Raw genomic sequence first — 13,210 nt, forward strand, 5'->3', positions numbered from 1 at the left:
ACAATTTAAGCCAACTAAATTTTTCCTATTAACAAGGACGTTAGATTACAAGGAGGTTTCGTGTTTAAAATTAAGCTTGATGATTTATCAGGTAAGGAAATATTTGCCCTTATTCAGGAACACCTTGAAGATATGAAGGCAACATCCCCACCAGAAAGTAAGCATGCCTTCGATCTAGATGGATTAAAAGATTCATCTGTTAAGTTTTGGACTATCTGGGATGGTAAAGAGTTAGCCGGTTGTGGTGCGTTTAAAATATTGGATTCTGAGCACGCAGAGATAAAATCTATGCGAACTTCAAATCAATACCAGAATAAAGGTGTTGCTTCTAAATTACTGGTTCATATTATCGAACAAGCAAAGCTATTTGGTTTAAAAAAGTTAAGCTTAGAAACTGGTTCAATGGACTATTTTATTCCAGCTCATGGTTTATATAGAAAACATGGGTTTTCTTTCTGTGGTCCATTTTCTAATTATAATGCAGATCCTAATAGTAAATTTATGTCCTTGGATTTAGTTGGGTGAAGTTGTAACCTAATAAGCGATCCAGCAGAACAACGAATCCATTTTATTGATAGTCAGCAGGTATTATTTTACACCGCACTGAGTTAGGTGTTTTGTGTAGGCTTTATCAGTTCCGTTTATATGATTAATCAACCAATTGGTTAAAAACTGACTAATTTCTTCTAGCGCTTCATGACCTTTGTCAATGTAGAGATCTTCGAATTTTTCTACTTGTTCAAACATTTTTTTATGTTCTGCTTTATGCTCAACTACATCAGGATAATGATGCTTTAGCATTAACGCTTCTTCACGCTCAAAATGATATTTGGTATAAGCGATTAACTCATCTAATGCTTCACGTTCAAAACTTTCACTCATGGCAAAATCGTATGCTGTGATAAATTTATTTAATAAGTCAATCAGGGTTTTATGATCTTGATCTAAACTTTCTATACCAACGCTATATTCCTCTTTCCACACAATTTTTTTTTCTTCTCTACGTGTTCTATCTAGCATAGGAATAAGCAATAACACGGCAATTAACAACCAAGAAACAGGATTGGTGATGCTCGATAAAAAACCAAGGAAAATGGCAACTATGATCAATCCAATAATAGCGGCATACAGTAAGGATTTTTGACGATTATTCATAAAATGTTTCCAAAAAAGTTGTAGAAGCGGTTTAGTAAAAATATAAAAGTACGATGTGTCTATTGTGAATAGTCTATACCGAAAGCATGCTCATTCGTTTAAAAATCCATCATTTATTGACCTCAATCAAGTTGTAAATCACTTCCGTTTAATATTTTTAAAAACTTGATCTGCATCAGGTTTTCAGATTGGTAATTCCCCGATAGTTACGTTTATTTACAGATTAAAAATATTTTCAATCAAGATAATTTCAATCTGAAAATTCCTTTTAAACACTAAATTAGAAATTAAACATCTGGAGAAAACCGATGAAAACAATAAAGTATGGCCTTTCAGCGATAAGCTTAGCTATTGGTTTAGCTGCAAGTGGTATCAGTCTGTCGGTTTCAGCAACCGAGCCAACACTCTCTGAAACTGATTTTGATAAAGCAAAGCTACAGTACTTCCAACGTTGTGCAGGTTGCCACGGTACATTACGTAAAGGTGCAACCGGTAAAAACCTAGAACCCGAAAACACGATAAAGAAAGGGCAAAAACGCCTAGAAAAAATTATTGCATACGGTACTGAAGGTGGCATGAATAACTTTGATGATTTGTTCACAAAAGAAGAAATCACCAACATGGCAACCTTTATTCAAATGACACCACCTGTTCCACCAGAAATGTCCTTAGAACAAATGCGCTCACACACAAAACAGTATGTTGATCCAAAAGATTATCCAAGCAAACCTATGCACGGCTTAAATTGGGAAAATTTCTTTGTTGTCATTGAACGGGATGCCGGTAAAGCTGCGATCATCGATGGCGATACTAAAAAAATCGTCAAACACATTGATACCGGTTATGCCGTTCATGTAATTAAAGGTACTGAGCATCATAAAGTGGATCATGCAAAAGACGTTGGCCGCTTTTGGTACACCATAGGTCGTGACGGAAAAGTCAATAAAATAGACTTATGGCAAACGCCTGACAACATGTTAGTAGCTGAAACTAAAATGGCATATGACGCGCGTGATATCGCTGTGTCTGGCGACGGTAAATATGTTATCGCGGGCGGATACTGGCCGGCTCACTTTGTTATCATGGATGCGGTAACATTAAACCCACTTAAAGTGGTTTCAACCCGTGGTTACAACACCAAAGGTGAGTTTATTAACGAAGCTCGTGTTGCGGCAATTTATACTGCGCCCAATACCTCTTCTTTTATTGTTGCCGTGAAAGAAACCGGGCAAATGTTACAAGTTGATTATAACGACTTAGACAACTTAACGATCACCAGTATCGCTTCTGCCGAATTTTTACATGATGGTTTCTTTGATCCAACAGGTCGTTACTTCCAAATTGCAGCCAATGCGTCAAATGCAATGGTGGTAGTTGATACGCAAGATAGAGCACTCGAAAAAATCATTCCTGTAGATTCGCTCCCTCATCCTGGACCTGGTGCTAATTGGGTTGACGAAGAATGTGGTTCAGTTGCGGGCACAACTCATTTAGGAGTTGGTTTAGTATCTGTTTGGGGTAATGACCCTATGGGTAACCCAGATCAAGCGTGGAAACTTTGTTATGAAGTTGAAACAGATGGCGCTGGTGTGTTTATTCGTACTCACGAAAACTCTGACTATGTTTGGGCTGATCAGTTAAAACACCCTGAGCCAGAAATTCAACAATCCGTACAAGTTTTCGATAAGAAAACACGTGAGATTGTTAAAACTATTCGTGTTACTGAAGAGGAAGGTAAAGCCGCGCTTCATATGGAGTTTAACAAAGGTGGCACTGAGGTTTGGGTTTCTGTTTGGAACCGCAAAGACGCTAAAAATCCTACTGGTGAAATCGTTGTCTATGATGCAAAAACCCTTAAAGAGAAAGCACGTATTAAAGGTTTAACAACACCAACAGGTAAGTTCAACGTTTATAACCGTATGAACCACAAAACCTAATCAACATTTAAACTATTGATTATGCGAGCATAATGCATTGTAAACATTATGCTCGCGCTTTTTCGCTTTATGCTAAACGAGTTAATTATGGTTAATTTAGAAAACAAACCCAGCTTTTGGTCTCGAAGACTCATTTTAGGGACAACTGTCGCCGGAGCCGTGCTCTTTTTTGTTGTCGGTATTATTTTCTGGGGTGGTTTTAACACCGCGATGGAAGCGACAAATACCACAGAATTTTGTATTGGTTGCCATGAAATGGAAGACAATGTTTATCAAGAATACCAACCCACAATTCACTACTCAAATAGAACAGGCGTAAGAGCCGGTTGTCCTGATTGTCATGTTCCAAGGCCTTGGATCCATAAAGTTGTTCGTAAAATCCAAGCATCTAAAGAAGTCTTTTCTTGGTTAACGGGCAAATTAGACACTAAAGAAAAATTTAATGAACATCGCTTTGAACTAGCACAAAGTGTATGGAAAGCTATGAAAACAACTGATTCACGTGAATGTAGAAACTGTCATAACTTTGAATCAATGAACCCAGAATTCCAAAAACCTCGCGCTCGCAAACAACATTTAAACGCCTTTGAAACTGGACAAACTTGTATCGATTGCCACAAAGGTATTGCTCATCACAACGTTCGAGACCAGTTAACGGATGAAGCGTTAGAAGCGATAGAAGCACCAAACCCGGAATATATTCGTGAAGTACCTCAATTATATTTAGAAGGTCTAGCGCGTGTTGAGGCCAAAGAGGCAAAAGAAGCAGCAGAATTAAAAGCGGCTAAAGCCGCCGAAAAAGTAAAAATTGAAGAAAAAATAGCGCAAGCAGTGAATGCAGCATTACAAAAAGCAAAAAGCCCTGCCCCCGTAAATCTTATTGCAGATGAGTCGAACAAGCAAAGCAACCCAGACTGGCAAATTAATTGGTCAAAAGCTCAATCAACGGATATCAGTGTTTTTTATCCAGGTACTGCCTCATTAGAGTGGATACTTGGTAGAAAACATGGTGGTAAACGAGCCTTTACTAAAGGTGATAGATGCGTTGAATGTCATGGCGAAGAAATTGCTGATATCGGTGAAAACATCGTGTCGGGGAAAAGTGAAAAAGACTTAGAGCCTAACGTAATACCAGGAAAACGCGGTAGCTTTCCGGTCACAATAGAAGCAAGTCATGACAATGAAAACCTTTACTTAAGATTTAGTTGGAGTGAAACCGAACACGCGCCTGTGCCTTTTGTCGAAGGTGGAAAGATGGATCCTGACAACTCAATGAAACTTGCTTTCATGTTAGCGACTGATGATGTTGAATATGCAGATAGAGCTGGTTGTTGGGCAACTTGCCATGCAGACGCCAACTCAATGCCATATCAACAAACCCAAGAAACCTTACTAGGCTCTGATATTGCGAAACGGTTAAATTTAAACAATGGCGTCACTAAATATTTGAAAGAGTCTCGAAGCAAACTTGAACTTAAAGGTCGTGGTGGCAAAGCATTAGGCGGCTGGGATAAGCTCAAAGACGAAAATGAGATCAAAGCCGCAGAAGATTCTAATCAATACATGGATATCGTGCGCTTTAAATCCGGCAATAATGAAATAGAAGACGGTATGTTGCTAGCCGAGCGAAAAATGCATGGTGGTCAAGGTGCTCAAGTACATGCAGCACTCAAAGGCGACACTTGGTCTGTCATGATAAAACGTAAACTAATTTCTGTTAAGCCCGGTGATATCAGTATTGAAGCAGGTAAAGTTTATAACTTTGGTTTTGCTATTCACGATGATTACTCATCGGCCCGTTACCATCATGTATCCTTTGGTTATAAACTGGCTTTAGATAATTCAACGGTAGAAATAAACGCAGTAAAGCAGTAAAGCAGTAAACAAGTTAAAATGGAATAAAGACTTAGTATTGAGGAGTTAACCCGTTTAGTTCTTCAACAGTAGTTGTTTTATTTTTACTTAAATTAATTTTAAAAATCGCCTTCCTAGCGTTGATTTTAAGCTTCATGACCATTCATGAAGCTTTTTTTATTCAAAATCCTTACATTTTGCTAACCACTGAAACAAAACAATATTGTTAAGTCTATGAACACAAACAAAAGAATTATCATTTGCATTATATTTACAATACCCGCCATTAAAAATCAGTAGCACATTCTCGCTAATATTGATTCAGAAGCAGAAGGCGGACCATGTCAAATTGGCAACAACATCAAGTTGTTTTACAGTATGGTAAACTCGCAAACGCTTTTAAAAAAATTAACATGCTTGCTAAATCACTTGCAACGCGTGGCGATTACCAAAACAATGGCAATTACCTCATTAAACCGAAAAAATTTCGAAAAATATACAAGCTAAACCGTATCCATTAAAAGGCTGTGTTTCTGTGTTTGGTCAAAATACTATGTTAGCTGACGCGTTGACAAAAATAGTCGTTTTAATGAAACCTAAACTAGCATTGGTTATTTTGCAAAAATTGACAGCCAAAGCGATAATGGTTAATCGCTTTGGTTTTAAAAGACATTTAAAGACGTGAAACACTAAGGTTAAAATAAGCGCTCACATATCACAAAACTATCGATATTTTTTTATACTATGTTGTCATTGAGCTTTGTGAGCGGCTGCACTGTTTGGTTATTAAAAACGTTTGCCATGCAAGAGGGAGACTTTGGAACAGAATCCCGTTTTTTACAATATCCATCCCTTCAGTTTCATGGCTTAGCTGCTTTTTTGATGTTAATGAATTTGGGCGCTATTTTCACTTCACAATTCTTGAAGAATTGGCTTTATCAACGCGGTAAAGTAACGGGAGCCACATTAAATGCTGCTTCTTATCCACATTTTATATATTCATTTTTGATAATTGGCTAAATACCCTATGTTCGCTGTCCACCACTTTTTTAAAGCTCTTCAAAAAACACTGGTCACTTTATTAGCGCTTGTATGTGTGATGCACTTGCAGGCATCTGAAATAGAAAAAATACAGGTCACACATGCTCGAACTGTGCTTTCTGTCGATGATAATTTAACAACAGATAATACTTTTTTAGAAATAAATGACTATATGGCAGGTCAGCACTCTGTAGCAGGTATTTTAAACCCTGCCCCAGGATTAAGCTTAACTGGCCAAGGGGGATTGTTTCAAAGCTACAACATCAGAGGTTTTAGCCGTGCCCGTATCAAAACAGAAGTAAACGGTATTCCAATTATCACTGATCGTCGCGCAGGCAATTCTTTATCATTTTTACCCGCCGCGCTGATTGAGCACATTGACATTAAAAAAGGTCCAAGCTCTACATTATATGGCTCAGGTGCTATGGGGGGCGTCATTAGTTTATCGACATTAAATTTTAATGAATCAAGTCTAAATGTGATGTTTAAACCACAAGACGATACAGTACAAACACTCTTAAAGCTGAGCAATGAGTCTCTGTCAGCAACATTTATGCAACGAAAAGCCAACAATGCTCATGCTCCTAAAACAGCAACCGGTCAAATAAAATTAAATAGCCAACATCAACAATATCATGCCAATTTCGCCAGTCACTTTACATGGCAAGAAATTGAAATTTCGGCATTAACCATGCTAACTCAAGGTAAAGATATAGGTAAAAGTTCAGCTGAATTCCCACACGATAAAATAACCCTTTACCCGAAAGATCTGCATTGGCTTTCAAGCCTTCAATTTCATAAAAAAGACCGCTGGCGTTTGTCGTTTTTTAATCATCAACAAGCGTGGAAGAATAATATATCAACCTTTGAGAATGAGTTAACAAGCACATTAGAACGACGAAACCTTGTGACATATTCATCGACGATTTTTGGGGGGAATGGCACTATTTTAATAGGCAACACTCTGCTCGGTGGGGAATGGATAAAACGCGATAATATCGATATTTCAGAACGAGAATTTAATCAAGCAAACGAACTTGCTTGGCAAAAAAACACCATCGACGGTGCAGAACAAACCATAGGAGTTTTTGCTAATCATACGTGGAAACTCAATAATTTATCTTTAAAATCTGGAATTAGATATGATAAACAAACCGTTGAAAATCATCCTTTACTGACTCACGAACAATACAAAGTACAAGATGATTTTGTCTCGCTTTCACTCAATAGTCATTTGCCGATATCAACCACAACACAGCTAAACATCACCTTCGCCAATGCATTTAGGTTTCCAACCATAAGTGAATTATTTTTCTCGGGGGAAACTCCTCGAGGTAATACCCAAGGTAACCCGTTTTTGATACCTGAAAAAAGTGTTGGTTTACAGTTTGACTACCAGCAACAATTAGCGGGAAATTTTCGCTGGTTAATTAGTAGTTATTATTATCAAGTAGATAATTACATTGAGCGTTATCAACGTGACCATAACAAGGTGATTCGTAGTTACCGCAATAACCAAGAAGTTACATTAAAAGGGATAGAGTTAACCGCCGATTGGCAGACTAATCATCAACTTAGCATGATATTTAGTTATCAAAAACAATGGGCAAGGGACTATTTAAAAAGAACAGTTGACGATGCCTTACCTGAAGAATTACAGTGGCAAATTAATTGGTTTCCAGCGGCCGTGAGTCAGCTAAAAATTGAAAATCACCTCAGTTATCAATTTGAAAAAACACAATTTGGCAATTCAGAACAAGCGTTAAGTGCAGAGTGGAAATGGCATGTTAACGTCAATTATCAAATTTCAGCACAACACAAAATTAATATCACCTTTGATAACTTGACCAATAATCAATATTTAACCAGTGCCGATGAAGATGCACCTTTCCACCCTGAAAGGAGTATAGCCCTTTCTTGGCAATGGCAATTTCATTAAAATAAATCATTCAACAAGTTAAATTCAGCAATTTATTGACTAAATAACTGATATTGATGCGGTACAATTTCAATCGCAATTTTTTCACCTTGAGCAAAAACAAGGTGACTATAGAAACTTAAGTGCTCGAAGCTCAAACGCTTATCGTCGGTTAAACTCGATAATAAATAATGAAAGCCATGTTCAGTGATCCTTACATAGTCAATCACCACATTTGCTTGGCCATTAGGCACTATTTTAATATCTTGAGGCTTCAATAATAACGCATGTCGACTACCACCATTATTTTGCATTGAGTTAAGATCAATACCGATATTACCTATCGCAGTAATACAGTCCCCATTTATTGTAATAACAGGTAACCAACTACCTATTTGCAGAAAATCTGCCACTTGCCAACTACAAGGATGTTGAAAAACATCAACCGGGGTTCCTGATTGAAGTACATGTCCTTGATGCATCACCGCAATCTGATCTGCAAAACTGAACACTTCATCTTTATTATGAGTAACAAAAATAGCCGTAATACTTAACTGCTTTAATAAGCTTCTTAATTCAAGCATTAATTCATTACGTAAACGTGCATCAATATTTGAAAAAGGTTCATCGAGCAACAATAACTTAGGTTGTGGAGCTAATGCCCGAGCAATTGCCACTCGTTGTTGCTGACCACCAGAAAGTTGATGTGGGAACCGCCCAGAGAACTCAGTGAGTTTTAACAAAGATAATAACGTATCGATTCTCGTGGCTTGTTCCGCTTTATTAAAATGTTTTAGGCCAAAGGCGATATTTTTATTGACGGTTAAATGAGGGAACAAGGCATAATCTTGGAAAATCATGCCAATATTTCTTTGCTCAGGTTCAATAAGATTATCAGGGGTAATCACCATATCGGGGGCAATGGTTATCGTCCCTTTATTTTGTTCGACAAACCCCGCAAGGGTATTTAATAAAGTCGTTTTACCACAACCACTTGGTCCAACTAAGCCGAGGATATCTCCGGCAGCTAACGTTAAATTAACATCAGTTAAAATTGGTTTCTGTTGCAAGGCAACCGACAAGTGCTGCAACTTTAACAAAACGGTCAAACGTTACTCTCTTTTTGATTTAAATAGACGATTGGAATTAAGCCGAATAATACTATGAGCAACGCCCCTAATGCACCTTGTTCGAGACGTTCATCAGAAATTAATTGATAAATTTGTGTACTTAACGTTTCAAAGTTAAAAGGCCTAAGTAATAACACTGTCGGTAATTCTTTCATCGCTTCAACAAAAACGAGTAACCATGCTACCACGATTGATGATTTCAACAGTGGTAAATGTACTTTAGGTAAACTTTGGCTTAATTTAACACCCAAGCTTGCCGGAGCTAAGTCTAATGAAGCAGGAATTTGCTCTATGCCACTGCTAATCGTGCCATTAGCAATGGCGGCAAAACGCACTACCAAAGCAAAAATAATCGCAAAGATAGAACCCGATAAAATTAATCCCGGCGATTGTAAACCCACTAACTCAGCGAAGTCATTCAAGCCATGATCAATAGGCCCTAACGTTGCTAACATCGCCATGGCTAACACAGTGCCCGGGATTGCATAACCAAAACCTGAAATCCGCAGAGGATGTTGTCGCCAACGAGAAAAGTGTAACCGTTTAAATAACGCTAATATTAACGCAAATATCGTTGCGATACTCGCGACATAAAATGCAACTTGTAAGCTATTAAACCCCGATGAAAGTAACGTATTAAATTGTGCTACGGTTGCGTAATCTAAAGCCATCACAATCAACAGCAAAAAAGGTAAAATGAAACCGGCAACCACTAAAGTCCAACAAAAACTTAAGGCAACGCATTGTTCAATAAAAGAGAGTTTTTTTTCTTTTATTTGATTATTTAAACGATTAGATTGATGGCGCTGCCCAGCTCGTGCTCTTTGTTCGGCAACCACAGTAAATAATATCAATAACATTAAAATACTAGCGATTGCATTGGCGGTAGACAAATCGCCGTACTCTAACCAAGTGTCATAAATCGCCGTTGTTAACGTGTTAACGGCAAAATATTGAACCGTAGCAAAGTCAGCTAAAGTCTCCATTAATACTAAGCTTGCAGACACCGCAATTGCGGGTCTTGCTAATGGTAACGACACTCTAAGAAAACTTTGAGTTAAGCCAAAACCTAAACTTCTACTTGCTCGGATCAGTTGTTGATTTTGGCATTCAAAGGAGGTTCTCACCAACATATAAACATAAGGAAATAGCACAAGCGCGATCATCATAGATGCGCCAAATAAGCTCCTAATGTCAAAAAACCAATAATCTCCGGGCGAATGCCAGTCAAAACTTGCTCGAAGAAAACGTTGTACCGGCCCTGCGTAATCAAATAAATCCGTGTATAAATAAGCCACTAAGTAAGCTGGCATGGCTAAAGGTAGCATCAGCAACCAACGTAAATACTTTTTTCCATAAACGTTTGTTTGACTAATAATCGCAGCAGCAGGTACACCAAAACAAAGGGATAAAGCCACCACTAAAATGGCAAGGAGTAAAGTATTTGTAAGGTAAGTTGGTAAAACGGTCTGCCAAAGGTGGCTAAATAAATCGCTTGATGAACCGATTCCAGAATATAGCATCACAAGCACCGGTGTCATTAACACCAGTGCTAAAATCCAACTCAAAAACTTCCATGTATTATTTTTATTTCCAACGCTCACTGATTAATAAATCCTGAGCCAGCAAGGTTTACCGAGTTACAGATCAAATTGTGCTTTATCCAATAGTTTAATCGCTGCTTTTCGGTGTTGCGCGATAGTCTCTAACGATAATTCGTCGGCTTTAAATTGTCCCCAAGAACTCACTAGTGCTGAGACTGCAACGCCTTCACGAACAGGATATTCCATATTCGTTTCTGCGTACATCTGTTGTGCTTGTTCAGACACCAAGAACTCCATTAATGCTAATGCATTTTTCGCATTAGGTGCATGTTTTGCCATGGCGACACCAGAAATATTAACATGTGCGCCGCGATTGGCTTGATTTGGAAAATTAATATTTACTGCATCAGCCCATACTTTTTGTTTTTCATCATTTAACATATTGCCAAAGTAATAGCTGTTACCTAATGATAAATCACATAAATTTTGATGAATTGCTTGTACCTGTCCGCGATCACTACCTTGTGGTTTTCTCGCTAAATTTTTCTTTAGATTTTCTAACCAAGTTAAGGTTTTCTCTTCACCATGTGCAGCGATCATTGACGAGACCAATGCGACATTATATGGATGCTTACCACTACGAGTACAAACTCGACCTTTATATTTAGGATCCGCCAAGTCTTCATAACTCAGATCTACTTGGCCAAGTCGCTTAGAGGAATAAATATTACGTACCCGCATCGTTAAGCCATACCAAGTATTGTCTTTTGATTGAAACTTTTCAGGGACTGCTTTTTCCAGTGTTTCAGAGTCAACCGCTTGCAATAAGTCTTTATCATGCAACTCAACTAACCGACTGATATCAGTAGTCAATAAAATGTCTGCAGGGCTATGTTGGCCTTCACGAGCTAAACGTTCTGCCATGCCTTTTTTTGCAAAAACCACATTCACTTTAACGCCTGTTTTTTCTGTGAAGACGTTAAATAATGGTTCTACTAAAAACGGTTGACGATAAGAATAAACATTTACTTCCGCTGCTTGAGATAGAACGCTAGGGATGAACAAACAAATAAACAAAACCTTGCTGAACAATGATTTTTTCAACATACCAGCTCCAATTAAGATAAGTGATAAAATATATAGCTAAACGCGATAAAATTGCCAGCAAGACTAATGAAGAAGCAATAAGCTGTCAAGGTTTTTGAGAATTATTCTCATTTAAGTTTTATCACTACAACTTAATCCCAGCTAAGCCTATTACTAGCAACCAAAAAGCAAAGAATAGTTTTAATCGGGTAGCAGAAAGGTAAGTCACTAATGTTTTTGCAAAAATCCCACCTAATAAAGCTCCAGGCCCGGCAAATATCACCACTTGCCAATAAACTTGATAAGACACTAAAGTATGTTGTCCTATTCCTGCCCATACTAATAAAGCAGAAACAATCACCGCTGCTGCAACCGCCATACTAATATCGAATCGACGAAGTATTAAATATACCGCCAATAATTCGCCTATTCCGACCGAAAGCCAAGCGGTAATTGCGCCGCCAAATAAGCCAATTAAAATGATAGTTATATAATCAAGGACATATAATTGACTACGTTCGCGTGGAGATTTAACAAAAAAAACCGTGATAACGATGAAAAAACCAAGAATTAACGAGAATAAACTAAAACTCTGGTGTAACGTTGAGGGTGCTTGAATATGCGTGCCGTACACAAACCAGAGTCCAATAATACCACTGATAGCGCAAACAGAAATAATCCGTTTAAATCCTTGCCATAACCTTAATTCAGTTTTTTCAGCGCGATAATGATACCACCAAGTAATTGCGCCGCCTGTCATGCCAAAGCATTGAATGGCAAAGCTTGTTGCAATCGCTTGTTGTTCACTAAAATTTAACTCATTAAACGCAGGTATAAAAACCACACCGCCACCAGCGCCTGTTGAACTTGCAAAAATAGCCCCTAAGACCCCCAAAAAACTAAACAATGCATATTCAAGCGTTTGTAAAAATGGCACCGGAGAAAGCGCGATCAAAAGAGCCCAGCCTAAAACAAAAGCTGAAATAAACTTCCAACTTGTTAATCGAATTGGGTTTTGATTAGCTAGTTGTAATGTCGATTGCTCATTCATGTTGCTGTTTTATTTATCTCTTGAGCTTTATCTTGAATATATTGGCTGGCTTGTGCATTTAAAAAGCGTGCTGATATGTAATTCTTTCCGTTACTATGCTGAATAATCCAGCCTTTATCAGTCGCGGTCATTTTACTAATATCTTGCCAATCATAACTATCATCTACATAGAATGAATGACTATTTATCCCTTTGGCATCAATAGTTAAAGTAACTTCACTTTTGGAAGCTTTACCGAGCATTTGTCGGGTTACCCACCATGGTTTTTGATAATAAACGCTTAACGCTTCAATAATACCTATGCCAAATAAAAACCAAGCAACATAAGGATTAATCGGTGTGAAGATGACTAACAAGCCACCAAACACAGAGAAAAAAATCGCTTTAAAATAAGCTTGCCACGTCTGGTCAACATCCACAGACTGTTCAAAACACTCGGTAAAATAACTTTTATCAAGAATAAAAGTGGTTGAATAAGTAAATTCACTGATCAT

Annotated in this window: 11 protein-coding genes and 1 pseudogene; 6 read left to right on the plus strand and 6 right to left on the minus strand. The window is 37.9% G+C overall.

Annotated features, from left to right (window positions below; genetic code table 11):
* Positions 1–60: 60 nt before the first annotated feature.
* Positions 61–525 carry a GNAT family N-acetyltransferase gene (locus ABXH06_RS01290; RefSeq protein ID WP_353517024.1) on the plus strand — a complete coding sequence of 155 codons (465 nt, stop codon included), beginning with the start codon at positions 61–63 and terminating at the stop codon, positions 523–525.
* 63 nt (positions 526–588) lie between these two features.
* Here ABXH06_RS01290 and ABXH06_RS01295 read toward each other — a convergent pair whose 3' ends face one another.
* Positions 589–1,155, minus strand: a complete 567-nt coding sequence (locus ABXH06_RS01295) for a bacteriohemerythrin (RefSeq protein WP_353517025.1) — start codon at positions 1,153–1,155, stop codon at positions 589–591.
* A 308-nt stretch (positions 1,156–1,463) separates the two neighbouring features.
* On the opposite strand from ABXH06_RS01295, the gene ABXH06_RS01300 reads away from it, so the two are divergent.
* From ABXH06_RS01300 to ABXH06_RS01320, 5 genes and pseudogenes are all read left to right on the plus strand, one after another.
* Positions 1,464–3,092 (plus strand): cytochrome D1 domain-containing protein, encoded by a 1,629-nt coding sequence (locus ABXH06_RS01300; RefSeq protein WP_311578068.1) that lies wholly within the window; start codon positions 1,464–1,466, stop codon positions 3,090–3,092.
* A gap of 87 nt (positions 3,093–3,179) precedes the next feature.
* Positions 3,180–3,728, plus strand: a pseudogene (locus tag ABXH06_RS01305) (NapC/NirT family cytochrome c); the annotation flags it as partial.
* The gene (locus tag ABXH06_RS01310; RefSeq protein WP_503012478.1) at positions 3,717–4,967 is read left to right on the plus strand and encodes an ethylbenzene dehydrogenase-related protein; all 1,251 of its coding nucleotides are present in this window, start codon (positions 3,717–3,719) and stop codon (positions 4,965–4,967) included. The pseudogene ABXH06_RS01305 and the gene ABXH06_RS01310, both read left to right, overlap by 12 nt.
* Before the next feature lie 320 nt (positions 4,968–5,287).
* A complete protein-coding gene (locus ABXH06_RS01315; RefSeq protein ID WP_353517026.1) occupies positions 5,288–5,467 on the plus strand; it encodes a hypothetical protein in 180 nt (59 codons plus the stop codon).
* A 584-nt stretch (positions 5,468–6,051) separates the two neighbouring features.
* Positions 6,052–7,926, plus strand: a complete 1,875-nt coding sequence (locus ABXH06_RS01320) for a TonB-dependent receptor (protein ID WP_353517027.1) — start codon at positions 6,052–6,054, stop codon at positions 7,924–7,926.
* Between the two features lie 32 nt (positions 7,927–7,958).
* On the opposite strand, the gene ABXH06_RS01325 is transcribed toward ABXH06_RS01320, so the two are convergent.
* From ABXH06_RS01325 to ABXH06_RS01345, 5 genes are all read right to left on the minus strand, one after another.
* A complete protein-coding gene (locus tag ABXH06_RS01325; RefSeq protein ID WP_353517028.1) occupies positions 7,959–9,014 on the minus strand; it encodes an ABC transporter ATP-binding protein in 1,056 nt (351 codons plus the stop codon).
* Complete coding sequence (locus ABXH06_RS01330) at positions 9,011–10,603, minus strand: ABC transporter permease (protein ID WP_353517029.1); 1,593 nt, start codon at positions 10,601–10,603, stop codon at positions 9,011–9,013. Before ABXH06_RS01330 ends, ABXH06_RS01325 begins: the two co-directional genes overlap by 4 nt.
* 72 nt (positions 10,604–10,675) lie before the next feature.
* Positions 10,676–11,686, minus strand: coding sequence for a Fe(3+) ABC transporter substrate-binding protein (locus ABXH06_RS01335; protein WP_353517030.1), 1,011 nt, complete (start codon positions 11,684–11,686; stop codon positions 10,676–10,678).
* Positions 11,687–11,810: 124 nt separating this feature from the next.
* Positions 11,811–12,716 (minus strand): sulfite exporter TauE/SafE family protein, encoded by a 906-nt coding sequence (locus tag ABXH06_RS01340; RefSeq protein WP_353517031.1) that lies wholly within the window; start codon positions 12,714–12,716, stop codon positions 11,811–11,813.
* Positions 12,713–13,210, minus strand: a complete 498-nt coding sequence (locus ABXH06_RS01345; RefSeq protein ID WP_311578083.1) for a YcxB family protein — start codon at positions 13,208–13,210, stop codon at positions 12,713–12,715. Before ABXH06_RS01345 ends, ABXH06_RS01340 begins: the two co-directional genes overlap by 4 nt.

The sequence above is a fragment of the Thalassotalea sp. SU-HH00458 genome (assembly GCF_040362795.1).
GTDB classification, from domain to species: Bacteria; Pseudomonadota; Gammaproteobacteria; order Enterobacterales; family Alteromonadaceae; genus Thalassotalea_H; species Thalassotalea_H castellviae.